Source organism: Rahnella sp. ChDrAdgB13 (assembly GCF_017655185.1).
Lineage (GTDB): Bacteria > Pseudomonadota > Gammaproteobacteria > Enterobacterales > Enterobacteriaceae > Rahnella > Rahnella contaminans.
In genome coordinates this window covers 17811-40747 of sequence record NZ_JAEMGT010000031.1, presented here as the reverse complement: position 1 = coordinate 40747, position 22937 = coordinate 17811, and the positions used below count along the sequence as shown (strand labels likewise).

At 55.1% G+C, this 22937-nt stretch carries 23 protein-coding genes; 18 read left to right on the top strand and 5 right to left on the bottom strand.

Features of this window, described 5'->3' with window-relative positions; genetic code table 11:
• Nucleotides 1-236 precede the first annotated feature (236 nt).
• The 13 genes from J8X26_RS10465 (at nt 237) to J8X26_RS10405 (ending at nt 14988) form a co-directional block, all read left to right on the top strand.
• Complete coding sequence (locus J8X26_RS10465) at nt 237-704, top strand: formate hydrogenlyase regulator HycA (RefSeq protein WP_165058381.1); 468 nt, start codon at nt 237-239, stop codon at nt 702-704.
• Between the two features lie 175 nt (nt 705-879).
• Nucleotides 880-1488 (top strand): 4Fe-4S dicluster domain-containing protein, encoded by a 609-nt coding sequence (locus J8X26_RS10460; protein WP_208950928.1) that lies wholly within the window; start codon nt 880-882, stop codon nt 1486-1488.
• Entirely contained in the window at nt 1488-3395 is a 1908-nt protein-coding gene (locus J8X26_RS10455; protein ID WP_208950862.1) for a proton-conducting transporter membrane subunit, read from the top strand. Before J8X26_RS10460 ends, J8X26_RS10455 begins: the two co-directional genes overlap by 1 nt.
• A 10-nt stretch (nt 3396-3405) precedes the next feature.
• Complete coding sequence (locus tag J8X26_RS10450; protein WP_152324467.1) at nt 3406-4359, top strand: respiratory chain complex I subunit 1 family protein; 954 nt, start codon at nt 3406-3408, stop codon at nt 4357-4359.
• A 44-nt stretch (nt 4360-4403) separates the two neighbouring features.
• On the top strand, nt 4404-6128 hold the full coding sequence (locus J8X26_RS10445) for an NADH-quinone oxidoreductase subunit C (RefSeq protein ID WP_152324468.1): 1725 nt from the start codon (nt 4404-4406) through the stop codon (nt 6126-6128).
• Nucleotides 6129-6143: 15 nt separating this feature from the next.
• Nucleotides 6144-6701: a formate hydrogenlyase complex iron-sulfur subunit gene (locus J8X26_RS10440; RefSeq protein ID WP_152324469.1), complete on the top strand. Its 558-nt coding sequence runs from the start codon at nt 6144-6146 to the stop codon at nt 6699-6701.
• The gene (locus J8X26_RS10435; protein WP_152324470.1) at nt 6698-7495 is read left to right on the top strand and encodes an NADH-quinone oxidoreductase subunit B family protein; all 798 of its coding nucleotides are present in this window, start codon (nt 6698-6700) and stop codon (nt 7493-7495) included. The genes J8X26_RS10440 and J8X26_RS10435 overlap by 4 nt, the downstream gene beginning before the upstream one ends.
• Nucleotides 7495-7974: a formate hydrogenlyase maturation HycH family protein gene (locus tag J8X26_RS10430; protein WP_208950927.1), complete on the top strand. Its 480-nt coding sequence runs from the start codon at nt 7495-7497 to the stop codon at nt 7972-7974. Before J8X26_RS10435 ends, J8X26_RS10430 begins: the two co-directional genes overlap by 1 nt.
• Nucleotides 7967-8452 carry a hydrogenase maturation peptidase HycI gene (hycI, locus tag J8X26_RS10425; protein WP_208950861.1) on the top strand — a complete coding sequence of 162 codons (486 nt, stop codon included), beginning with the start codon at nt 7967-7969 and terminating at the stop codon, nt 8450-8452. Before J8X26_RS10430 ends, hycI begins: the two co-directional genes overlap by 8 nt.
• 329 nt (nt 8453-8781) lie before the next feature.
• The gene (gene hydN / locus J8X26_RS10420) at nt 8782-9327 is read left to right on the top strand and encodes an electron transport protein HydN (RefSeq protein ID WP_152324472.1); all 546 of its coding nucleotides are present in this window, start codon (nt 8782-8784) and stop codon (nt 9325-9327) included.
• A gap of 23 nt (nt 9328-9350) precedes the next feature.
• Nucleotides 9351-11522 carry a formate dehydrogenase subunit alpha gene (gene fdhF, locus J8X26_RS10415; protein ID WP_208950860.1) on the top strand — a complete coding sequence of 724 codons (2172 nt, stop codon included), beginning with the start codon at nt 9351-9353 and terminating at the stop codon, nt 11520-11522.
• A gap of 83 nt (nt 11523-11605) precedes the next feature.
• Nucleotides 11606-13954 (top strand): carbamoyltransferase HypF, encoded by a 2349-nt coding sequence (hypF, locus tag J8X26_RS10410; protein WP_208950859.1) that lies wholly within the window; start codon nt 11606-11608, stop codon nt 13952-13954.
• An 8-nt stretch (nt 13955-13962) separates the two neighbouring features.
• Nucleotides 13963-14988: a HoxN/HupN/NixA family nickel/cobalt transporter gene (locus J8X26_RS10405; RefSeq protein WP_152324475.1), complete on the top strand. Its 1026-nt coding sequence runs from the start codon at nt 13963-13965 to the stop codon at nt 14986-14988.
• A gap of 35 nt (nt 14989-15023) precedes the next feature.
• Here J8X26_RS10405 and csgC read toward each other — a convergent pair whose 3' ends face one another.
• From csgC to J8X26_RS10390, 3 genes are all read right to left on the bottom strand, one after another.
• The gene (csgC, locus tag J8X26_RS10400) at nt 15024-15353 is read right to left on the bottom strand and encodes a curli assembly chaperone CsgC (protein ID WP_152324476.1); all 330 of its coding nucleotides are present in this window, start codon (nt 15351-15353) and stop codon (nt 15024-15026) included.
• A gap of 70 nt (nt 15354-15423) precedes the next feature.
• Nucleotides 15424-15903 (bottom strand): curlin, encoded by a 480-nt coding sequence (locus J8X26_RS10395; protein WP_152324477.1) that lies wholly within the window; start codon nt 15901-15903, stop codon nt 15424-15426.
• Nucleotides 15904-15957: 54 nt separating this feature from the next.
• Nucleotides 15958-16446, bottom strand: coding sequence for a curlin (locus J8X26_RS10390; protein ID WP_152324478.1), 489 nt, complete (start codon nt 16444-16446; stop codon nt 15958-15960).
• A gap of 878 nt (nt 16447-17324) precedes the next feature.
• Between J8X26_RS10390 and csgD the strand changes: the two genes are divergently transcribed.
• Genes csgD through csgG form a run of 4 tightly spaced genes read left to right on the top strand, consistent with a single transcriptional unit; the run spans nt 17325 to nt 19694 of the window.
• Nucleotides 17325-17975, top strand: coding sequence for a biofilm master transcriptional regulator CsgD (gene csgD, locus J8X26_RS10385; protein ID WP_152324479.1), 651 nt, complete (start codon nt 17325-17327; stop codon nt 17973-17975).
• A gap of 16 nt (nt 17976-17991) precedes the next feature.
• On the top strand, nt 17992-18375 hold the full coding sequence (gene csgE / locus J8X26_RS10380) for a curli production assembly/transport protein CsgE (protein ID WP_152324480.1): 384 nt from the start codon (nt 17992-17994) through the stop codon (nt 18373-18375).
• 60 nt (nt 18376-18435) lie between these two features.
• Entirely contained in the window at nt 18436-18828 is a 393-nt protein-coding gene (csgF, locus tag J8X26_RS10375; RefSeq protein ID WP_152324726.1) for a curli production assembly/transport protein CsgF, read from the top strand.
• A 32-nt stretch (nt 18829-18860) separates the two neighbouring features.
• Nucleotides 18861-19694, top strand: a complete 834-nt coding sequence (csgG, locus tag J8X26_RS10370) for a curli production assembly/transport protein CsgG (RefSeq protein ID WP_152324481.1) — start codon at nt 18861-18863, stop codon at nt 19692-19694.
• A 55-nt stretch (nt 19695-19749) separates the two neighbouring features.
• Here csgG and J8X26_RS10365 read toward each other — a convergent pair whose 3' ends face one another.
• On the bottom strand, nt 19750-20202 hold the full coding sequence (locus J8X26_RS10365; protein ID WP_152324482.1) for a nuclear transport factor 2 family protein: 453 nt from the start codon (nt 20200-20202) through the stop codon (nt 19750-19752).
• Nucleotides 20203-20418: 216 nt separating this feature from the next.
• On the opposite strand from J8X26_RS10365, the gene J8X26_RS10360 reads away from it, so the two are divergent.
• On the top strand, nt 20419-22194 hold the full coding sequence (locus J8X26_RS10360; protein ID WP_244370475.1) for a DUF4153 domain-containing protein: 1776 nt from the start codon (nt 20419-20421) through the stop codon (nt 22192-22194).
• Nucleotides 22195-22255: 61 nt separating this feature from the next.
• Here J8X26_RS10360 and J8X26_RS10355 read toward each other — a convergent pair whose 3' ends face one another.
• Complete coding sequence (locus tag J8X26_RS10355) at nt 22256-22780, bottom strand: cytochrome b (protein ID WP_208950857.1); 525 nt, start codon at nt 22778-22780, stop codon at nt 22256-22258.
• Nucleotides 22781-22937 lie beyond the last annotated feature (157 nt).

Genomic DNA, 22937 nt, shown 5'->3' with positions numbered 1-22937 from the left:
GTGACGGAATTAGTGCGTCATAACTGTCGAAATAACGTGTCATCGACACACCCTTTATTCGCCCGCGTTGAACCACGAACGGGCGAAAAACACCTAATACACTGATTTATAATCATTAATAAAATAAATATCGAAACTGGCACGCTTTATGCCCTTAGAGGGTTATGCGCCATTTTTCAGTCGTCACGGGGCGATGAAAAATGACACTCACGCACAACACAATAACAGGGTATGACATGAGCACTCTCAGCGAATTGACCACGAAGGCCGATTATATTGCCAGCAAAAACAGCCATCTGAAATCACAGTGGCGCGCTTACCAGAACAGCCTGATTCAGGCGGTAACTCATTCAAATAAGAAGATTAATCACGAGTTCTCCTGTGGCGAAGATCAGGATATCCGCTTCACGCTGTTCAACTATTTCACCGTCAGCATTCACCTGAGCGATGACTTCTACAGTCAGGACATCGTGTACAGCCTGAACATGGCGCACAACGGTGAAGAGCCTGATTTCAAAACCTTTGCCCACGCCGCGCTGAGCGAAGAAGGTAAGATCGACGACACTGTGGATATCCACGATAAAAACGCCGTTCTGGAACATTATTTAAATAAGATTTCCGCAATTTATCAGTGTATTTACGACTCCCTGCACAACAATCGGCCTATTGCGGCGCAATTAGAAAAATTACTTAGCCACGCCTGATTCATATGCAGAAATACATTATTACGCCGGTCTGACGGAAATATTTTCCCGCGTCATTTGATTACCGGTTTTTACGGGGATTAATTCCGACATAAATGTCGAAATGTCAATTTAAGTGCCGATTTCGTCACCTTTGACGAAATGAAAAGGAGACTTCATGAGTCGCGTCGCCGCCATGAATCAATATGTGATAGCCGATCCGAAATTGTGTATCGGCTGCAACACCTGTATGGCCAGCTGTTCGCAGGAACATCAGCTGCACGGCTTGCAGTCTGCGCCCCGTTTGCAGGTGATGCGCAACCGGCTGGATTCTGCGCCGGTCATGTGCCACCAGTGTGAAGATGCGCCGTGTGCGCAAGTCTGCCCGGTCAATGCCATCACCCGTCAGGACGAGGCCATTCACCTCAACGAAAGCCTGTGCGTGAGCTGCAAACTGTGCGGAATTGCCTGTCCGTTTGGCGCGATCACCTTTTCCGGCAGTTCGCCGCTGGATATTCCGCACAACTGCAATACCTCAAAAGCACTGCCCGCCCCGCGAGCGCCGCGCGCCGTCAGCCCGTTCCTGGATTGCGTACCCGGATTGCGTGCCGTGGCCGTGAAATGCGATTTATGCAGCTTTAGCCCGGACGGACCGGCGTGCATCAAAACCTGCCCGACGCAGGCCATCACGCTGGTTACCGCCAGCCTGGCCGAACACAGCAGCCAGCAAAAACGCCTGAATGCGATGAATGCTTTCCCTGACGGTTATTCCACTTTCACCACGCCTGACTCGGGGGCCAAATAATGACGGCTTTGTTTGCTTTAGAACCCGCCTCTTTGCTGGCGCTGGCGCTACTTATCTGGCTGGTGAGCGGCGTGGCGGGCTGGGTATTTTCTGCCATCGCACGGCTCAGCAGCCTGCTTTCCGGGCTGGGCGGCATGCTGGCTTCTGCGGCGGTCATCGTCGCGGCTTTTGAGATCGTTCACCGCGGCACCGCGGTGCAGACAGTCGCGTTGCCCGCGCTGCCTTTCACCGCTGAACTCAGCCCGCTGAACGGATTATTATTGCTGGCAATGTCAGTCACGGCGCTGTTTTGCAGCCTGTACGCCTGGGCGTGGCTGGCGGGAACGACGTCACGAAAACGCGGCCGCACCGGCTTGTTGTGCAACTTCCTGACGGCGGCGCTGACGGCGGCGGCAGTCGCGAATAACGCCATTGAACTGCTGGTGATGATGGAACTGGCCGCGCTGTGCGCCTACTTCCTGATCGTACAAACCGACGATGTGAAAAGCCGCCGTGCGGGTCTGAATCAGTTTTTATCCGGCCGCCTCGGCACGGTTTGCCTGATGCTGGCGTTCACGGTTTTACATCACGTCAGCGGAAGTCTGGATTTTGACGTTCTGCGCCACACCGCCTTCCCGGCGGGCGCAAAATCGCTGGCCTTCCTGCTGGCGCTGGCGGGCTTCGGGCTTTACGCCGGGATTATTCCGCTGCACGCCTGGGTGCCGCAGTCTCATTCCAGCGCACCGGCGCATGCCGCAGCGCTGTTCTCTTCCGTACTGATGAAAATCGGCATTATTGGCATCGTAAAAGTCGGTCTGGATTTGCTCGGCGCACCGCCACTCTGGTGGGGCCTGCTGGTGTTGTTGCTGGCAATCCTGACCGCGTTTATTGGCGGGCTGTACGCGCTGATGGAGCACGATATCCGCCGTCTGCTGGCCTATCACACGCTGGAAAACGTGGGGATTATTCTGCTTGGCGTCGGCGGTGCGATGACCGGCGTGGCGCTGAATATGCCGGAACTGGCGGCGCTGGCGCTGCTGGCCGGATTGTTCCATCTGTTCAACCACGGTCTGTTTAAAACCGCGCTGTTCCTCGGTGCCGGTGAAATTGAAATGCAGACCGGCATAAAGGATATGGAAAAGCTCGGCGGTATCGCCCGTCTGATGCCGTGGACCGCCGTGGCGATGCTTGTCGCGCTGATGTCGATGGCCGCGCTGCCGCCGCTTAACGGCTTTGCCAGCGAATGGCTGCTGTATCAGTCACTGTTCCAGCTGAGCGCCGCGCCGCTGTTTATCGCACGTCTGCTCGGCCCGCTGCTGGCCGTCGGGCTGGCGCTCACCGGCGCGCTGGCCCTGATGTGCGTGGCGAAAGTTTTCGGCGTGACGTTTCTTGGCGCGCCGCGCAGCAAGGCGGCAGAAGATGCGACGCCTGCCCCGCTGGCTATGACGCTGAGCAGCGTTTTGCTGGCACTGCTGTGCGTCATTTTCGGTGTCGCCTCACCGTGGATTATTCCGCACTTCGCCGCCGTTGCCGCTTCCGTTCTGAACACGCCTGTTTTGCAAACCGCGCAGCACGGTGCGGTGTTCTCCCCGACTTCCGCTGTTTCCGCCCCGATGGTGGCGCTCCTGCTTTTGGGGATGCCTTTATTGCCGTGGATTATTGCCGCCGTTCTGCGCGGTGCCCGCATGCCGAACCGTTTGCGCGGCGAGGCCTGGGCCTGTGGTTACGGGCATTCCGCTGACATGGTGGTCACTGCGACCGGTTTTACCCAGCCACTGCGCGTGATGTTTGGCCCGCTGTACCGCCTGCGCCGGCACATCATGCCCGCAAAACTGGTGAGCACGCTGCATCAGGGCTGGCTCGGGGCTTTCTGCCGTCGTCTGGCTTTCATCGAACTGGCCGTGTTGCTGGTCGTGGCTTTTGCCTGAGGAACTGACTATGAATTTTCCCTTTTTGCTGAACGGTTCTCTGTGGCCGCTGGCGCTGATTCAGGCCTTCTCGCTGCTGGCGGTGGCTCCGCTGTTTGCCGGATTCAGCCGCGTCATGCGCGCCCGGATGCACAACCGTCGCGGCCCGGGGGTATTACAGGAATACCGTGATATCGCCAAATTACTCAAACGCCAGAGTGTGGCACCGGCGGCATCCGGCCCGGCGTTTCGCAGCATGCCGTATCTGCTGACCGGCGGATTGCTGGTTATCGCCACCGCCCTGCCGGTGGTGACGCTGGCTTCGCCGATGGGCGCAGCAGGTGACCTGATTACCGTGATTTATCTGTTTGCCGTGGTGCGCTTTGTGTTTGCCATCGCCGGGCTGGATACCGGCAGCACGTTCACCGGCATCGGCGCCAGCCGTGAAGCAGTGTTGGGCGTGCTGGTCGAACCGATCCTGCTGCTCGGCCTGTGGGTCGCCGCGCTGGTGGCGGGTTCCACCTCGCTCGGCGCGATTGCCACCCGCGTGCTGCACTGGCCGGTGTCATCTTCCCTGACGCTCATTCTGGCCGGTCTGGCCTGCGCGTTTGCCACGTATATCGAAATGGGCAAATTGCCGTTTGATATGGCCGAAGCCGAGCAGGAATTACAGGAAGGCCCGCTGACCGAATATTCCGGTGCCGCGCTGGGCGTGCTGAAAATCGGCATCAGCCTGAAACAGCTGGTGGTGTTGCAGCTTTTTCTCGGCCTGTTCTTTCCGTTCGGGCAGGTGGATCACATCACGCCGGTGGCATTGCTGACTGCCGTGGTGCTGAGCCTGGTGAAACTGCTGATCGCCGTTTTTCTGGTGGCACTTGTCGAGAACAGCGTCGCCCGTCTGCGTTTTCTCAAAACCTCCCGCACCACATGGGCGGGCTTCGGGCTGGCATTTTTGGCGCTGGTTTCCTGGCTGGTCGCAGGCTGACCTGACATTTTTCTTATCCCGCCACGGCGGGAAGAGGCTTTGCAATGAGTGAGTTCAATACCGCATTAAATCAAAACCCGGTCGGCAAACATTATCTTGCTGCGCTGGCGAAGCAGTTCCCGGCGGCCATTTCAGGCAGCGAATGGCAGACCGATACGCAGGCGACGGTGACTATCAAGCTGAACGCGCTGCCGGAAGTGGTCGAGTGGTTGTATTACCAGCAAGGCGGCTGGCTTTCCGTGTTATTCGGCAATGATGAACGCACGCTGTGTGGCAACTATGCGCTGTATTACGTGCTGTCGATGGAAAAAGGCGTGAAGTGCTGGATCACCGTGCGCGCCGAAGTGGATCCGGTTTCGCTGGAATTCCCGTCCGTGACGCCGCGCGTGCCCGCGGCAGTCTGGGGTGAACGCGAAGTTCGTGATATGTATGGTTTACGCCCGGTCGGGTTGCCGGACGAGCGTCGTCTGGTGCTGCCGGACGACTGGCCGGATGATTTATATCCGCTGCGCAAAGATTCAATGGATTACCGTCAGCGCCCGGCACCGACGACCGACGACGAAACCTATCCGTTTATTTCGCAAGCCAAAGAAGGCAGCAAAATTGTGCCGATTGGCCCGCTGCACGTCACTTCTGACGAACCCGGACATTTTCGTCTGTTTGTCGATGGCGAAGACATTATCGACGCGGATTACCGTCTGTTTTACGTCCACCGCGGGATGGAAAAACTGGCCGAGACCCGCATGGGCTATAACGAAGTCACGTTCCTTTCTGACCGCGTGTGCGGCATCTGCGGTTTTACCCACAGCGTGGCGTATACCTCATCGGTGGAAAATGCGATGGGGATTGTGGTGCCGGAACGTGCCCAGATGATCCGCTCAATACTGCTGGAAGTGGAACGTCTGCACAGCCATTTGCTGAACCTCGGGCTGGCCTGCCATTTCGTCGGTTTTGACTCCGGCTTTATGCAGTTTTTCCGCATCCGCGAACAGTCCATGAAAATGGCCGAAATCCTGACCGGCGCTCGCAAAACCTACGGCATGAACCTGATCGGCGGGATCCGCCGCGACATCTTAAAAGACGACATGATCCAGACCATTGCGCTGGCGGGCAGCATGCGTCGTGACCTCGGTGAGCTGGTGGATATTCTGCTCAGCACGCCGAATACCGAACAACGCAGCGTCGGCGTCGGCATTCTGGATCCGCAGGTCGCGCGTGATTTCAGCAACGTCGGCCCGATGGTGCGCGGCAGCGGCCACCGCCGGGATATGCGTCAGGATCATCCTTATGCCGGTTACGCCAAACTGCCGTTTGAGATTTGTAGCGAAACCGGCAACGACGTCTATTCCCGTCTTAAAGTCCGCATCCACGAAGTTTATAACGCCCTGAATATGATTGAGTTTGGCCTGCAAAGCCTGCCGGGCGGCCCGCTGGCGGTGGAAGGGTTTACCTATATTCCGCACCGCTTTGCCCTCGGTTTTGCCGAAGCCCCGCGCGGCGATGACATCCACTGGAGCATGACCGGCGACAACCAGAAGCTTTTCCGCTGGCGATGCCGTGCGGCGACGTACGCCAACTGGCCGACGCTGCGCTATATGCTGCGTGGCAATACCGTCTCCGACGCTCCGCTGATTATCGGCAGTCTCGATCCTTGTTATTCCTGCACCGACCGCATGACCGTGGTCGATGTGCGTAAGAAAACGACCATCGTCGTGCCTTATAAAGAGATCGAACGTTACGGCATCGAACGCAAAAACTCGCCGCTTTAAGGAATCACTTAAATCATGCTGAAACTGATTAAAAAAGTGCTGAAAACGGGCACAGCCACCGTGGGTTATCCGTTCACGCCGCTGGATTTGGCACCGAATTTTCGCGGAAAGCCGCAATACACCGCGCAGCAGTGTATTGCCTGCGGGGCCTGCGCCAACGCCTGCCCGTCTAACGCGCTGACCATGACCACGGCGGAAGACGGTGAAACCCTGCGCTGGCAACTGTTTTTAGGCCGCTGCATTTTCTGCGCCCGCTGCGAGGAAGTCTGCCCGACGGCGGCCATCAAACTGTCGCAGGAATTTGAACTGGCGGTATGGCGCAAAGAAGATTTGTACGAAACAGCGGATTTCCCCATCTGCCATTGCCGTGAATGCGGCAAACCTTACGCCGTGCAAAAGGAAATCGACTTCGCGCTCAGCCTCTTGCAGGAAAGCGCCGCGCTGAGTGACCGGCAAATCGCCGACCGCCGCGTGCAGTACGAAACCTGTCCGTCATGCAAGAAAATGCACAGTCTTTCTTCCACCGACCGTATTGATATCGGCCGCCATATGACCACGGAGGCCCGTTCATGAGTCATAACCCGATTGCACCCCGCGACGAAAATGGCCTGCCGGTGCCCGTCACGCTTGACGAAAGCATCGCAAAACTGAAATCCACCCTGCTGCACAGCATCCGCCGCTCCGCCTACGTTTACCGCGTGGACTGCGGCGGCTGTAACGGCTGCGAGATTGAGATTTTCGCGGCGATTTCACCGCTGTTCGACGCCGAACGTTTTGGCATCAAAGTCGTCCCGTCACCGCGCCATGCCGACATTCTGCTGTTCACCGGCGCGGTCACCCGCGCCATGCGTATGCCCGCACTGCGCGCCTGGGATTCCGCACCGGATCCGAAAATCTGCATTTCTTACGGAGCTTGTGGCAACAGCGGCGGCATTTTCCACGACCTTTACTGCGTCTGGGGCGGCACTGACAAAATCGTACCGGTCGACGTGTATATTCCGGGCTGCCCGCCGACACCGGCGGCCACCATTTACGGCTTCGCGATGGCGCTCGGTTTGCTGGATCAGAAAATCAAAGGACAGCAGCACGACGACGCCGCAGCGACACCGGCGGAATTACTGCATCCGGATCTGCCGCAGCCGTTGCGCGTTTTACTCGACCGCGAAGCGCGCCGCATGGCCGGTTACCGTTATGGCCGCCAGATTGCCGATGAGTTTATGAATATCGTGGCCGCGCCCGGCCTTCAGCCGGTGGAACAGCGCGTTTCAACCTACCTCAGTGAACGCGGCGACCTGCGCCTCACTGAAATTATCGGCAACCTGCAACAAATTTATCAACAGGTTCTGCGCGGGGAGGTGCGTCTGTGATGACATCAGGAAACGACCAGCGCTACGCGCAGCATCAGCCTTTTTCCGGTCATCAGGCCGAAAAGAACAAAGTGATTTTTTACTCACTGAGCAGCAAATTTGTCGACGAGAAAAGTGCGCAAAAGCGCAGCTCGCAGAAAGTGCAGGAAGTGGTGTATTACAGCCTGGCGATCGGCCACCACCTCGGGGTGATCGACTGCCTGAAATCCCGCCTCGAATGCCCGCTGACCGGTTACCAGCAATGGGTCAGGTGCCTGCCAGAACAGGGGGAAGCTTACCGAAAACTGGCGGGCGTACAGCGTTTTGGCGAAATCAATATCGACAGCAGCCACACCCATTTACTGGCGCTGGCGCTGCGCGATGCCCGCCCGCAGATGAATGAAGAACAGCAGGGCTGGAGCGACCAGCTCATCGCCCTGCTCGGACAAATCGAAAGTGACCCCGCGATGTACCTGATGGTCAGGAGATACGATGCCTGATTCCACTTCCCGCTACGCGCTGCTTTGTGTGGGCAACAGCATGATGGGCGATGACGGCGCCGGGCCCCGGCTGGCAGAACTGTGTGCAGAAAAACCGCTCAGCGGCTGGATAGTCGTTGACGGCGGTGCCGCGCCGGAAAACGACATCGGCTATTTACGCGAGCTGCGCCCGGCGCATCTGGTGATCGTGGACGCCACCGACATGGGGCTGATGCCCGGTGAGATACGCATTCTCGAAGAAAGCGACATCAGCGAAATGTTCATGATGACCACCCACAATTTGCCGCTGACGTTTCTCATGCAGCAGCTGCGTGAGGATATCCCGCAAATCACGTTTGTCGGCATTCAGCCGGACGTCGTCGCGTTTTATTACCCGATGAGCGACGCCGTGGAACAGGCCGTCATCCGTTTGCATCAGCTGTTACCGGCGCTGGAACAGGGCATGGGCATCGCGCCTTTTCAGGCAGAAACCGCCTGACCTTGCTGTCGACATAACTGTCGATGTGGTGACGACGCGGACATGACGTCAGTGACACGCGTCGTCATCGGCAGGCAAGAGAATCATTAACTCATTGAAAAACAACTATAAAAATAAAACCATAAAACTGGCATGGTTTATGTATAGCAGTAGATGAAAACTTTTAACCACTTCAATTTAAGTACACAGAAATCCCCTAAGGCACTGGCATTGCAGGAAGGCGGCAAGCGAAGGAGTCCCGATGAGCTGACATGCGTCAGTGATTCGGTCGGGTGAACGCAGCCAACGCACCTGCGGTGCCAGGGACGACGGGGATTTGGAGAGTAGACATGAACCGGTTCATTATCGCCGACCCTAAAAAATGCATCGGCTGCCGTACCTGTGAAATTGCCTGCGTCATGGCGCACAGCGATTCTCAGGATATCTCGCTGCTGAACGCCGCCACATTCGCCCCGCGCCTGCACGTCATTAAAGGCGTGAATCTCAGTACGCCGGTGATGTGCCGCCAGTGCGAAGACGCGCCCTGCGCCAACGTCTGCCCGAATGGCGCGATCCTGCGCACCGGCGACCACGTTCAGGTGATGCAGGAACGCTGCATCGGCTGCAAAACCTGCGTTGTCGCCTGCCCGTATGGCGCGATGGAAGTGGTCACCAAACCGATTTTCCGCCAGAACGGTGCCGCAATGGTTGCCACGTCCGACAAAGCTGAAGCGCATAAATGCGACCTGTGCCACACCCGCGCAGAAGGCCCGGCGTGCATGGAAATCTGCCCGACCAAGGCGCTTTACGCCATCGACCGTAATCACTTACAGGAAATGAACGCAGAAAAACGCCGCCGCGCTGCGCTCGACAGCACATCTCCCCTGCTGTTTTAACTCCGGATAGAGGAAGTAATCACATGAAAAAAATCACCACCGTCTGCCCGTATTGCGGGGCCGGCTGTAAATTGAATCTGGTTGTGGATAACGGAAAAATCATTCGCGCCGAAGCCGCCAATGGCGTCACTAATCAGGGTGAACTCTGTCTGAAAGGTTATTACGGCTGGGATTTCCTTAACGATACCAAACTGCTGACCCCGCGCCTGACGCAGCCAATGATCCGCCGTCAGAAAGGCGGAAAATTTGAAGCCGTCAGTTGGGATGAAGCCATTCGCTATACCGCGCAGCGCCTGAAAGAAATCAAACAAAAACATGGCCCGCGCGCCATCATGCATACCGGTTCTTCCCGCGGTACCGGCAACGAAACCAACTATGTGATGCAAAAGTTTGCCCGTGCGGTCATCGGCACCAACAACGTCGACTGCTGCGCCCGCGTGTGCCACGGCCCGTCCGTTGCCGGTTTGCAGGCAACGCTCGGTAACGGCGCAATGAGTAACTCCATCGGCGATATCGAGAATTCAAAATGCCTGCTGGTAATCGGCTATAACTGCGCGGACTCCCACCCGATCGTCGCGCGCCGCGTGATCAAAGCCAAAGAAAAAGGCGCACAGATTATCGTCTGTGATCCGCGCCGCATCGAAACCGCGCGCATTGCGGATCAGCATCTGCAAATCAAAAACGGCTGTAACATGGCGCTGGTGAACGCGTTCGCCCATGTGCTGATCGAAGAAAACCTGTATGACCACGACTACGTGGCGAAATACACCGAAGGCTTCGAGGAATACCGCAAAAACGTTGCCGATTATTCACCGGAAGCGGTCGCCGAACAGACCGGCGTTTCTGCACAGCAAATCCGTCAGGCGATGCGCACTTACGCCGCCGCCCCTTCTGCCACCATCATGTGGGGCATGGGCGTGACTCAGTTTGGTCAGGCTGTAGACGTGGTGAAAGGGCTGGCCGGGCTGGCGCTGCTGACCGGTAATCTGGGCCGCGCCAACGTCGGTGTCGGGCCGGTTCGCGGACAAAATAATGTGCAGGGTGCCTGTGATATGGGCGTTCTGCCGAATGAATTCCCCGGCTATCAGGCCGTCACCGACGCAAAAGTTCGTGCGAAATTCGCCGATGCGTGGGGCATTGACGTTAACCAGATGGACGCTGAAGTCGGCCACCGCATCACCGAAATCCCCCACCTGGCGATTGAAGGCCACGTGAAAGCCTACTACATCATGGGCGAAGATCCGTTGCAGACCGAAGCTGATTTAGGTCTGGTGCGCAAAGGCTTCGAGGCGCTGGAATTTGTCGTTGTGCAGGACATATTCATGACCAAAACCGCTGAGCAGGCCGACGTCATTCTGCCTGCCACGTCGTGGGGCGAACACGGCGGCGTGTTCTCTTGTGCTGACCGCGGCTTCCAGCGTTTCGAAAAAGCCATCGAACCGAAATACAACGTCAAACGCGACTGGGAAATCATCAGCCTGCTGGCGACAGAACTCGGTTATCCGATGCATTACAACGATAACCAGGAAATCTGGGACGAAATGCGTGAGCTGTGCCCGCTGTTCTACGGCGCAACCTACGAAAAAATGGGCGAACTTGGGCACGTTCAGTGGCCTTGCACCACCCTCGAAAGCCCGGGGACGCAGTACCTTTACGCCGACAACCGATTCGATACGCCAACCGGCAAAGGCCAGCTGTTTGCCGCACCGTGGCGCGCACCGGCAGAAGTGCCGGATGAGAGTTATCCGCTGGTGCTGTGTACCGTCCGCGAAGTCGGCCACTATTCCTGCCGCTCAATGACCGGCAATTGCGCCGCTTTGCAAACACTGGCCGACGAACCGGGCTTTGTGCAGATGCACCCGCAGGACGCCGAAGCGCTCGGCATCCGCGACCAGCAACTGGTCTGGGTCGCCTCGCGCCGTGGCAAAGTCATTTCACGCGCCAACTTCAATGAACGTATCAATATCGGCGCGGTGTACATGACCTATCAGTGGTGGATTGGTGCCTGTAACGAACTGACGCAGGATAATCTGGATCCGGTCTCTAAAACGCCGGAAACCAAGTATTGCGCCGTTAACGTTCAGCAGATTGCCGACCAGCGCTGGGCGGAAAACTACGCACAGCAAACCTACAGCGACATGAAGGCGCGTCTGCGCAGCGCCGTTGAGGATGTGATCCCGGTGATAGAGGTTTAGTTTTTTTAACTCCCAAAATAGAGGGTTTTAAGCTCCTTCCCCTGCGCAGGGGGAGGAGCACACCCAAAATCCCAAGAGGCTGTATGTTTGATTCTCACGTGATCCGTATCTGCGGCAAGGTTCAGGGCGTCGGTTTCCGGCCTTTTATCTGGCAACTGGCAGAACGGATGCAGCTTCGTGGCGAGGTGTGTAATGACAGTGCGGGCGTGGAAATCAGACTTTTTCAGCCGGGCGATATCGACGCGTTTATCGCTCAGGTAAAACGCGATTGTCCGCCGCTGGCGCGCATCGACAGTATCCGTTTCGACCCTTTCGACTGGCAAACGCCTCCTGAGGATTTCACCATCACGCCCAGCCGCCAGAGCCAGATGGACACGCAAGTGGCACCCGATGCGGCGACCTGTCCGGAATGTCTGAAGGAAATCACCCGCCGCGGCGACCGCCGTTTCGGCTATGCCTTTACCAACTGCACGCACTGCGGTCCGCGTTTTACGCTGATCCGCGCCATGCCTTACGACCGTCCTTCCACCAGCATGGCGGAATTCATGCTCTGCCCGGAATGTCAGCGGGAATATCAAAACCCGGCCGACCGGCGCTTTCACGCACAACCGGTCGCCTGCCCGGACTGCGGGCCACAAGTGAGCGCCACGCGGCAAAACGGCGAAACGCGGGTGCAGGGAAATGCAGCGCTCAGATACGCCGTGGCCGCATTGCAGGCGGGTGAAATTGTTGCGATCAAAGGGCTGGGCGGTTTTCATCTGGCATGCGATGCCACGCAACAGAATGCAGTTATGCGGCTGAGGGAACGCAAAAATCGCCCGTCAAAACCGCTGGCGGTAATGCTGCCGGATATCGGCTGGCTGGCGCAATGCAGTGACGACAGTCCGCAGTTTGCGTTGCGGGAGCTTCTGAGTTCGCCTGCCGCGCCGATTGTGCTGACGGCAAAAAGCGCCACGTCGCCTTTGTGCGCGGCGGTGGCGCCGGAGCTGGATGAAGTCGGGCTGATGCTGCCGTTTACGCCGTTGCATCATTTGCTGATGCAGGCCTGCGGCACCCCGCTGGTGATGACGTCAGGGAATGCGGCAGGGCGTGCGCCGGTTTTAAACAATGACGATGCACTTCGTCAGCTCGGCAAAATTGCCGACGTCTTCCTGTTGCATAACCGCGACATCGTTCAGCGCGCCGACGATTCGCTGGTTCGCGTGACACCGCAGGGCACCGAAGTTCTGCGTCGTGCGCGAGGTTTTGTGCCGGATGCGCTGCCGCTGCCCGCCGGTTTCAACACCCAGCCGCCAGTGCTGGCGCTAGGCGGCGACCTCAAAAATACGTTTTGTCTGGTACGCGGCAATCAGGCCATTCTCAGCGCGCATTTCGGATCGCTGGCTGACGGCGATATTGCCCGCCAGCAACAGCAGGCCATTGAGCATTTCCGGCAGCTTTATGAATGCACGCCGGTGGCGATTGCCCGCGATGCGCACCCTGCTTATGTCAGCCACGTTCAGGCAGAAAGCCACGGAATACGGGTGGTTGATGTATTTCACCATCACGCGCATCTCGCGGCGTGTCTGGCAGAAAACGGCTGGCCGCTGGACGGCGGAAAAGTCATCGGGCTGGCGCTGGACGGGCTGGGTTACGGCATTCCGGCAGGCAAAAACGGCGCGCTGTGGGGCGGTGAATGTTTGCAGGTGGATTATCTGCATTGCGAACATTTAGGAGGTTTACCTGCCGTAGCGCTGCCCGGCGGCGACCGCGCGGCGCGTGAACCGTGGCGCAATTTGCTGGCGCAGTGGCAGGCTTTCGTGCCCGGCTGGCAGTCGCTGCACGAATCGCGCGTGCTGGATGAACACCCCTGGCTGCCGTTGTCGAAAGCCATCGCCGCCGGAGTGAATTCGCCGCTGGCGTCTTCCTGCGGGCGACTGTTTGATGCCGTCGCTGCCGCGCTCGGCTGTGCACCGGCGCAGCTGAGTTGTGAAGGCGAAGCCGCCTGCCGGCTTGAAGCACTGGCTCACCGCGCGGAAGGCATTTCGCATCCGGTTACGCTCCCGTTGCGCCATACATCCGGTGGCATATTTCTGGATTTAGCCACTTTCTGGCAGCAGTGGCTCGCCTGGCAGGCACCGCCTGCTGCACGGGCTTTCGCTTTTCATGACGCCCTCGCGCAGGGTTTTGCCGCCCTCGCCCGTTTTCATTGTGCCCGCACCGGTATCCGTACCGTTGCACTCGGCGGCGGTGTTTTGCATAACCGCCTGCTGCGCCAGCGTTTGCACCATCATCTGTCGCCCTTGCGGGTGCTGATGCCGCAAAACGTCCCGGCCGGTGACGGCGGGCTGGCGCTGGGTCAGGCGGTGGTCGCCTGTGCGCGCCTTCAGTTCTCTTCTTTTATTTCTGCTTCTGTTTCAGCTTCTGTTTCAACTTCTTTATCAAAACAATAAGGATCCCCATGATTAGCCGTGACATTTTCCACACACACCGCCGCGCTTCCTGGCTTTTAACCGGTCTGGTGGCTATTAATTTACTGGCCTGGGCCTGGGCATTTCTGGTGTTTCGCCATCATGCGGCACTGATGGCAGCGGCGTTGCTGGCTTACGGCTATGGCTTGCGGCACGCGGTCGATGCGGATCACATTGCGGCTATCGATAACGTGACCCGCAAGCTGATGCAGCAGGGCCAGCGGCCGGTGGCGGTCGGGGCATTTTTCTCACTCGGGCATTCCAGCATTGTGGTGCTGGCCTGTGTGGCGATCGCCGCCACATCGCTGGTTTTCGGCAATAAAATCGGCTGGCTGCATGATTATGGCGGCACCCTCGGCACGCTGATTTCTGCACTGTTTTTACTGATGATGGCGCTGTTGAATGCGTTGATTTTGCGGGATGTATATCGTCGTTTTCAGAAAGTTAAACAAGGGCAGACTTTCTCAGATAAAGAAGAGCTGAATCAGGTTCAGGGCGGCATCATGAGCCGGATTTTCAGTTTCGCATTTAATCTGGTGAATAAAAGCTGGCAGATGTATCTGGTCGGATTTTTGTTCGGGCTGGGGTTTGATACCGCCACGGAAATCGGTCTGCTGGGCATTTCCGCGGCGGGCGCGTCTTCCGGGATGTCGGTCTGGAGTATTTTGATTTTCCCGGCGCTGTTCGCCAGCGGCATGGCACTTGTCGACTCGCTCGACAATTTTGTCATGGTGGGCGCGTACGGCTGGGCGTTTGATAAACCGGTTCGCAAGCTCTATTACAATATGACCATTACGGCCACCAGCGTATTTATCGCCCTGTTTATCGGCGGGCTGGAAGCGCTCGGGCTGATGGCAGACAAGCTGGATTTGCACGGCGCATTCTGGCGCGTTGTCGGAGAACTCAATGACAATATGGGCAGCGTCGGGTATGCCGCCGTGGCAATTTTTGTGGTGTTCTGGGGCATTTCCGCCCTCAATTATCGCCGCAAAGGCTACGACAGTCTGGCGGTCTGACTCGTTTAAACGCCGTCTGCTCTATATGTTAACCGTTATGCATCATTGGGCAGCGTTAGCTGTTTTTCCAGCCGCAGTTTATCGCCGTCCGTAACCGTAATCATGATTTGCGTTTTCCCACCGGGTCTGACGGCAAAACGCATTTGCCCGAGCGGTTGCGCCTGGCTGGCGGCGAGATTCATGTTCTGGCTCTGGCGGCTGGTGCTGGTTCCGGCGGTGCTTTCCTGCGAAACGGACACCGCTACCTGACAAGCGCAGGCTTTGGTGAGGCTGACCATCGGCGTTACCGTGTAGGTTTGGGCGTCATTATGGGTATCAAACCAGAGCTGGTTGGACATTACGGCGGCAATCAGAAGTAAGTGCATCACATTTATCCTCTGGATCCAGTCGAAAAAAAACAGGGCTCGTGCCCTGTTTTTCATTTCGCGCGCAGGCTTAGTGCTGGTTAGTATAAGCCACGTTTGAAGTGCCTACCTGAGTCACACTGGTCAGGCTGCCATTGGCACTCTGACTGTTCTGAGACAAGTTGGCCCAGCCAGACTGAGATACCAGAACCTGGCTCTGATCGGCGCTTTGGTTCACGTTAGCCGTGTTAAGACCGCCATTTTTCTGAATAATGCTGATCAGGCTCTTATCACCGGTTTGAGACGTGGTTGCGGCATTTTTGTAGCCATTCTGATTAATAGCGGTCAGTGAATTCTTAACCCCGCTTTGGTCAGCATTGGCATAGTTACCGTTACCTTCCTGATAGATCTGGATTTCAGAGTTCCACTGAGTCGTTGAGAATGTGGGTACTGTTGACGGAGGAGTGGACGGACCGGATGGGCCAGAACCGCCCCCACCGTACCCACCACCTGCAAATGCACTGCCACTGACGACTAAAGCGGAGACTGCCACAATTTTCCAAAGTTTCATGATGCTACCCCATTGGTTTAATATCGGATGTCATGTCATAAGAACGTATGTTTGTTAATGCTGTGTCACTCTAATCGCCATTCCTGACGAGTTTTGTACGACACCGCTGCTCTGGTTCGTACCATTCTGGCGAATTTCCGTCACACTCCGGCCTTTTTGCAGAATGTAAGCCGTATTGCCAAAATTTTGTTGCGTAATGGATGCATCCCCGCCGCCGCTTTGCGATATGTAGGCAAAATTATCGCTGCCGCTTTGGGAAATATCAGCGTTATTCCCATTACCTCTCTGATTTACCACCGCGGTATTTTCTGTACCTATCTGACGAATAACGCTTGAACTGCCGGAACTCGTCTGATTCGTATAGGCCACATTACTGTTACCGTTCTGGTAAATCGTTGATGAATTCCCTGATGAATTTCTCGCGCCAGCAAAATACTGATCCGGACTGTCAGAATTTAAATCTGAGTAACCCATGTCAGATTGTTGTGCGTGAACGACCCAGGATATGGAAAGTAACGCCAGGGTCAGTAATGTCTTCTTCATTTCGTCACCTTTTTAAACCCGACGCCTGATAATAAGCTCGCCGGTTTTATTGCTGCTGACGAATTGATTATGGTGTTTCATCCGAATAAGAAACTCACCCGCACGTCGTATTTTAATTTCCAGCTTCATCAAAAAGTATGAGGATGCACTTCTCATGCGGATTGACCAGAACATTTGAGTAAAAGGTCAGCGCGGCTAATCTACCCCATGGCATTAATCCTAAAGTGCTAAAAAATAGCCGGTCAAATAATCACACAAATGCAACTATTCTTAATAAAATACTGACATGCATTCGGCCATAAAAGAGATCTTTCGCACATTTCCAACCCTTAACATTGCCCGTAAAGCTCCTGTTCAGCTTGCTTCACCCCGCGTTATCTGGCCGCAAAAGGGCTTTTGCACAGCCTCACCTAAGCTAAATCAAATGTATGAGAGGCTGATAATGGGTTTATTCACGATGAATCATGCAGACCGTTGCAGTTTCCAGAGGGATATTTGCGTTAAGTAATCCTTAAATTCGCAGCCTTAACAAGGACGAACGTTAAGATTGTGTAAGTTCATTACTTAAATTCCCTTTAAGCTGGGCGCTGAAAAATTAATGCAATACATTAAGAAAATTTTATACATTTTACGTTACATTTTGAAACATAAATAAGCCTTGCGTAAGGGAAACCAAAAGCTAAATTGAGTCTGTACCGCACATAAAACGACCTGAAATATTATGTGCCTCAGGTTGCGTATATTTTCATTTTTCAGATATACACAGCAAACATACAGCTATAGATTTAGCAAAATAAAATCACAGTCTATTTTATGCCTGTTTTAATTGTCAGGCATTGGCCGGCTGTGGCGATAATAAATCAGGGCAGGGTTTCATTATGAGTAATGAAGCAGCAATCAATAATAATATTCTTTTATTAGTGACCAAACCATCATTACAAGCCAGCGCTTTATTGCAGCAATTAAAACAACAACTTTACGTTAATACCCGGTTGCACAATATTCATAAGTCTCTGGACGATCAATATCTTCAGGAGACATTAATTCTCTTCGATATGATGGAAGCGGACCGCAGGACCATTGAATCCTGGCAGTCAGCCATTAACCGGTATCACAGCAGCGTAAAGTTACTGCTGCTGAATACGCCCGATAATTATCATTTCCGTGAAATCGAAACCTGGCCACGGATCAGCGCCGTTTTTTATCTTTCGACCGATGAAGAGCATCTGGTGGAAGGTATCAGAAGCGTGATCCGCGGGGAATGCTATTTCTCTCAGGGGTTCGCCAGCTATCTGATCAATCAGTCCGGCGCTTTCCGCCATCTTCACAGTGAAGACACCGGTCTGACCCACCGTGAAAAAGAGATCCTGAATAAGTTACGTGTTGGCGCGTCGAACACGGAAATCGCACGTCTGCTGTTTATCAGCGAGAACACCGTCAAAACGCATCTTTATAATTTATTTAGGAAAATTTCCGTCAAGAACCGTACTCAGGCGGCTTCCTGGGCTAACGACAATCTCAAGCGCTGACATCATGACTCCTTGTATGAAATCGTTCTGGCTCTGGCTGGCGCTGCTTTGTGCTACCTGCGTGCATGTCCAGGCCGCTGATGTACGGGATCCGGGGTTGATTACCGACCGCACGGTGACGTCGGTGGGTCACGATTTTTACCGTGGTTTTACCGACCGCTGGGATCAGAACTACCCGGAAACGATCACTATTTCAGAAAGACCCAGCGCCCGCTGGGGCAGTTGGATCACCATAAAAATAGGTCAGGACACCTTGTATCAGACTCTGCTGTTTCCGAACCGTCGCAATTTTAATAAGGACATCGATACCGCCATTGCCGGGGTCACGGAAGCCTTATCACGGCGGCAGCTAGACAAAGCACTACTTGGTACCGGGGATCTTGCCCATGACGAATTTTAATGCACAGCCTCTTTTAAGGAGAGCATCGTGAATATTCCAGTCTCTGTCCCGCGTTCGGTGATGCTGCTGGCATTGCTGACGGCGTCCCCGTTGTCCTGGGGCGGCAATATGGTTTTCCAGTTCATCAACCCGAATTTCGGCGGCAACCCGAATAATGGCGCGTTTCTGCTCAATGAGGCGCAGGCGCAAAACTCGTATAAAGACCCCGATGCGTATGATTTCGGCACGTCCAGTACTTCAGCGCTGGATAACTTTACCGCGTCTATCCAGTCGCAATTACTGGGCAGCCTGATGGGTAACGTGAATCAGGGGAAACCGGGGCGGCTGGTGACACAGGACTTTATTGTGGATATCCAGAATACCGACGGGCAGCTGGTGATGAATGTCACTGACCGCAAAACCGGCAAAATTTCCACTATTCAGGTTCAGGGTTTGTCTGCAACGACTAACTGATTCCGATGACCAATAAAAACAGGAACAACATCATGCGCAGCTATTTATTACTCATCGCAGTTTTTGTGCTGAGCGGGTGCCTCACAGCAGCACCGAAAGAAGCCGCCAAACCCACGTTATTGCCGAGAGCACAAAGTTATACGGATCTGACGCATCTCCCGTCACCCCAAGGGCGAATTTTTGTCTCGGTTTACAATATTCAGGATGAAACGGGCCAGTTCAAACCGTATCCGGCGAGTAACTTCTCGACGGCAGTACCGCAGAGCGCCACGGCCATGCTGGTTTCCGCATTGAAAGATTCGAAATGGTTTATTCCTCTGGAACGTCAGGGTCTGCAAAACCTGCTCAATGAACGCAAAATTATCCGTGCCGCACAGGATAACGGCAGCGTCGCCATCAATAACCAGCGCCCGCTTTCCTCTCTGGTGGCCGCGAATATCCTGATTGAAGGCTCGATTATTGGCTATGAAAGCAATGTGAAATCAGGCGGGATCGGGGCACGTTATTTCGGCATTGGCGCCAGCACGCAGTATCAGCTGGATCAGATTGCGGTGAACCTGCGCGCGGTCGATGTCAATACCGGGGAAGTGTTGTCATCGGTAAATACCAGCAAAACAATCCTGTCGTATGAAGTGCAGGCCGGGGTGTTCCGCTTTATCGATTACCAGCGTCTGCTGGAAGGCGAACTCGGTTACACCACCAACGAACCGGTGATGTTGTGCCTGATGTCGGCCATTGAGTCGGGTGTAATTTATCTGGTGAATGATGGTATCGACCGCAATCTGTGGCAGTTGCAGAATCCTTCGGATATCAATTCTCCGATCCTGCAACGCTACAAAAACAGCGTTGTCCCCACCGATTCCTGATAATGGAGGGGAGTTGCGAAGGGAAGTGGCGGGTTGAAGCCACTTCCCTTCTTTTTTAAGATGGTTCAGCTTTCACTGTCTGGCGGTAATTGCTGACGCGCTTTTTGTCCTCAAGATTAAAGTCCGGATCCAGATAAATACTGACCCGTTTTATCAGCAAATCCTCGAACACAAACACCGTGCAGAAATGATGGCGCCCCGCTTCTGACGTTGGCCAGCGGTCGCCGTTTTGCATCACGCCGCGCATCTGTCCTTCCAGCACAATCGTGTCGCCATCACTCAGAAAGGCGAAAGCATCCTGAATATGCTGAATTTTGTCTATCTCCAGCGCAAAACGTTTGCCCAGCTCTCCCAATGACGATTTACCCTGGGCGGTACCAAATTTCGGGAAGAACAGCACGACGTCTTCGGCAAAGAGATCTAACAATGAAGCATCCGCCTGATCCAGTTTGGCGTAGAAATTCTTAACGATTTCAATGCGTTTTTCTTTCAGTTCGTGTTCAGCCATTTTCACCTCGAAATTCTCCATCCAATATTTAAGCCTAGTGACTGCCGCTGATTTTGCCAGTTATGCGGTGAGGCTCACAAAATTGCCAGTACCGTCCGGAGAAGAGTTTTCTGCACTCAGCCGCGGAATTCTCTACACTGACAAGAATTTTCTGATCATGTCCCCTTACACTTTGGAGAGTCACGGATGCCTCAGTTCAACCGGGCAGGAAGCGCAATGCCCCCTGTTCCTTCGCCCGCACGTGCTTTTATCATGGCGATATGCCTGTTGCAGGGCCTGTTGCTGTATTTCTTTTTCTCTGCCCCGGAAACGCCCGCGCTGATTCGCTTTACGCATAATATTTACGGGCAAACTATGGCACTGGTATTACCGGTGCTGATTTCGCTGGCGGTTACGCGGCTGAAAGACGGCCGGTTCTGGGCAAGTATTATCGTCTTCACCCTGCTGCTGGCCGGGCTGGCGGCATGGGCAAAAAGTAATATTTTTGGAAATATGACGGACAGCATTCTTGTTCCGTTCCAGCTGTCGCTGGGATTACTGACGTTCTTTATTTTGCCGTGGCTTCAGGTTCAGGCTTTCCCGCCGGAGACGCGCTACCGCTACATCCATCTGGCGGCCTGTTACAGCCAGAATATTCTGTGCGTGATGTTAACGGTGTTGCTGATGCTGCTGGCCGTTGCGGTGGTCGCGCTGTGGGCGGCACTGTTCCGGCTGATCGGCATCGAATACTTCCACCAGTTGTTTTACGATACGCCGCTGGTCGGCTGGCTGCTTTACGGCGTGCTTCTGGGCATCAGCATTGTCACCTGCCGCACCCAGCCTTCGCTGATGAACACGACGCGCAACATCATCCGTTTTATCCTGAAAGGTCTGTTGCCGCTGGTGGCGTTTATCGCGCTGATTTTCCTGTTTGCGCTGCCGTTTACCGGGCTGAACGCGCTGTCTCAGGCGTGGTCGGCGGCAAGTCTGCTGACAACCATGGCGCTGAGCGTGCTGATCCTGGTAAATGTGGTGCGGGAAACGGATAGCCCGGTGAAGCCTTATCCGCGAGCCATCCGCCTGATGGTCAACGCCGCGATTTTGCTGCTGCCGGTGTATGCCGCACTGGCGCTGTACGCCACCGGTCTGCGCGTGTCGCAATACGGCTGGACGCCGTCGCGGATCTGGGCGATGCAGATTATTGTCTTCACGCTGATCGCGTCGGTTTGCTACAGTTTTTCCGTTATCGATAAGCGCCCGGACTGGTTGCCGCGCATTACGCAGTTCAACAAACCACTGTCGCTGCTGGTGGTTTTACTGGTGATTGCCTGCAACAGCCCGCTGCTGGATCCTTACCGCATCAGCGTGAATAGCCAGATTGCGCGGCTGGACAGCGGGAAAACGCAGGCTAAAGATCTCTCACTGAATCTGCTGCGTTTCGACACCGGCCGACGGGGGAATGAGGCGCTGGTGAAACTCCAGGAGAATCCGGCGTTCACCCGGGATCCACGATTGCAGGCGTCCTTGAAAAACATGATGGCGCAAACTTCCCGCTGGGGTGCTTACAGCGTTAAAGAGGCTGAAAACGCCGCGAAAAACTACCGCATTGAAGACGCGAAAAAACAGATCCTCCTGGCCAAAGGCGCATCGCAGCCGGATGACTCCTGGTGGAAAAGCCTGCCTGAGCTGGAGAATTACCGAAGTACCCTGCGTGATTGTCTGAGTTTAGAAGGCGCATGCATCATCAATACGCTGGATCTGAACAACGATAAGCAGAAAGAAATTTTCTTCTGTAATACGTTTGATACGCCGTCCATCAACTGCCGGATTTTCGCCCGTCAGGCCGGAAAATGGGCACAAACCGGAGAGCTTTATCTGTATGAAGGGAAGGATAAAGACGCGCTGATTCAGGCGCTGCGCAACGGTGAGGTCAGGCCTGTACAACGGAAATGGGCAGACGTACAGATCGACGGCAAGCGTCGGGTGATCCACTACAACAGCGATAACGACTGATTGATTTCTTCACCGACAGACGCCCTGCCGGTGAAGCTTCCCGCATTTGCATTCCCCCGGACTATTTTCCCGGCAGCATCCGCGTAAAGGTATCGTCTTTGCGAAAATAGTGATGATAAATCGTCGCCAGCGCGTGTAAGCCAATCAGGTAATACCCGCAGTTTGCCAGGAATTCATGGGCCGTGCGCACCGTGCGGCGCGCAGAAGGGTCCGGCGAGATAAACTGCGGCACCTGCCAGCCAAACAAAACCCAGTCGCGCCCGCCAAATTCCAGCGTCAGCACGCCGAGCACCGGCAGCGAAAGAAACAGCAGATACAAAACAGCGTGTACGGCGTGAGACGCCGCAATCTGCCAGCGCGGCAGCGGCGGCGTGATGGCCGGCGTGGTATTTCGCGTGCGCAGGAAAATGCGCACCCACATCAGCAGCCAGACGCAAATCCCGAAATTGAAATGCAGCAATCGCACCAGCGGCTGATTATCTTCCGGGAAATAATCGCGGGTCAGCATGGCGGCGTAGGTCAGAATAATCATCAGTAACGTCGCCCAGTGCAGGCTTATCTGGGAAAGCGAATAACGGGTTTTCATAAATCGTTTCCTGTCCGGAGATAAGTATCAGGGAACCATCGGCACGAAAAATGAGTATAGGAAATAAATACGCAGACTTTATGAAGACCGCAGGACTCACCCTTCCGGTCATTATGACGGGAAAAGTGAATAATCTGACGGGATATGTCATCCTGCC

What these genes read in the sequence shown, in the direction of transcription:
- csgC (WP_152324476.1), bottom strand. Translation starts at nt 15,353, where the DNA reads ATGCACTTACTTCTGATTGCCGCCGTAATGTCCAACCAGCTCTGGTTT.
- J8X26_RS10460 (WP_208950928.1), top strand. Translation starts at nt 880, where the DNA reads ATGAATCAATATGTGATAGCCGATCCGAAATTGTGTATCGGCTGCAAC.
- csgE (WP_152324480.1), top strand. Translation starts at nt 17,992, where the DNA reads ATGAAATCGTTCTGGCTCTGGCTGGCGCTGCTTTGTGCTACCTGCGTG.
- J8X26_RS10465 (WP_165058381.1), top strand. Translation starts at nt 237, where the DNA reads ATGAGCACTCTCAGCGAATTGACCACGAAGGCCGATTATATTGCCAGC.
- J8X26_RS10450 (WP_152324467.1), top strand. Translation starts at nt 3,406, where the DNA reads ATGAATTTTCCCTTTTTGCTGAACGGTTCTCTGTGGCCGCTGGCGCTG.
- J8X26_RS10405 (WP_152324475.1), top strand. Translation starts at nt 13,963, where the DNA reads ATGATTAGCCGTGACATTTTCCACACACACCGCCGCGCTTCCTGGCTT.
- J8X26_RS10440 (WP_152324469.1), top strand. Translation starts at nt 6,144, where the DNA reads ATGCTGAAACTGATTAAAAAAGTGCTGAAAACGGGCACAGCCACCGTG.
- J8X26_RS10395 (WP_152324477.1), bottom strand. Translation starts at nt 15,903, where the DNA reads ATGAAACTTTGGAAAATTGTGGCAGTCTCCGCTTTAGTCGTCAGTGGC.
- J8X26_RS10455 (WP_208950862.1), top strand. Translation starts at nt 1,488, where the DNA reads ATGACGGCTTTGTTTGCTTTAGAACCCGCCTCTTTGCTGGCGCTGGCG.
- J8X26_RS10360 (WP_244370475.1), top strand. Translation starts at nt 20,419, where the DNA reads ATGCCCCCTGTTCCTTCGCCCGCACGTGCTTTTATCATGGCGATATGC.
- csgF (WP_152324726.1), top strand. Translation starts at nt 18,436, where the DNA reads ATGCTGCTGGCATTGCTGACGGCGTCCCCGTTGTCCTGGGGCGGCAAT.
- J8X26_RS10435 (WP_152324470.1), top strand. Translation starts at nt 6,698, where the DNA reads ATGAGTCATAACCCGATTGCACCCCGCGACGAAAATGGCCTGCCGGTG.
- csgD (WP_152324479.1), top strand. Translation starts at nt 17,325, where the DNA reads ATGAGTAATGAAGCAGCAATCAATAATAATATTCTTTTATTAGTGACC.
- hycI (WP_208950861.1), top strand. Translation starts at nt 7,967, where the DNA reads ATGCCTGATTCCACTTCCCGCTACGCGCTGCTTTGTGTGGGCAACAGC.
- J8X26_RS10430 (WP_208950927.1), top strand. Translation starts at nt 7,495, where the DNA reads ATGACATCAGGAAACGACCAGCGCTACGCGCAGCATCAGCCTTTTTCC.
- J8X26_RS10365 (WP_152324482.1), bottom strand. Translation starts at nt 20,202, where the DNA reads ATGGCTGAACACGAACTGAAAGAAAAACGCATTGAAATCGTTAAGAAT.
- hypF (WP_208950859.1), top strand. Translation starts at nt 11,606, where the DNA reads ATGTTTGATTCTCACGTGATCCGTATCTGCGGCAAGGTTCAGGGCGTC.
- J8X26_RS10355 (WP_208950857.1), bottom strand. Translation starts at nt 22,780, where the DNA reads ATGAAAACCCGTTATTCGCTTTCCCAGATAAGCCTGCACTGGGCGACG.
- hydN (WP_152324472.1), top strand. Translation starts at nt 8,782, where the DNA reads ATGAACCGGTTCATTATCGCCGACCCTAAAAAATGCATCGGCTGCCGT.
- fdhF (WP_208950860.1), top strand. Translation starts at nt 9,351, where the DNA reads ATGAAAAAAATCACCACCGTCTGCCCGTATTGCGGGGCCGGCTGTAAA.
- J8X26_RS10390 (WP_152324478.1), bottom strand. Translation starts at nt 16,446, where the DNA reads ATGAAGAAGACATTACTGACCCTGGCGTTACTTTCCATATCCTGGGTC.
- csgG (WP_152324481.1), top strand. Translation starts at nt 18,861, where the DNA reads ATGCGCAGCTATTTATTACTCATCGCAGTTTTTGTGCTGAGCGGGTGC.
- J8X26_RS10445 (WP_152324468.1), top strand. Translation starts at nt 4,404, where the DNA reads ATGAGTGAGTTCAATACCGCATTAAATCAAAACCCGGTCGGCAAACAT.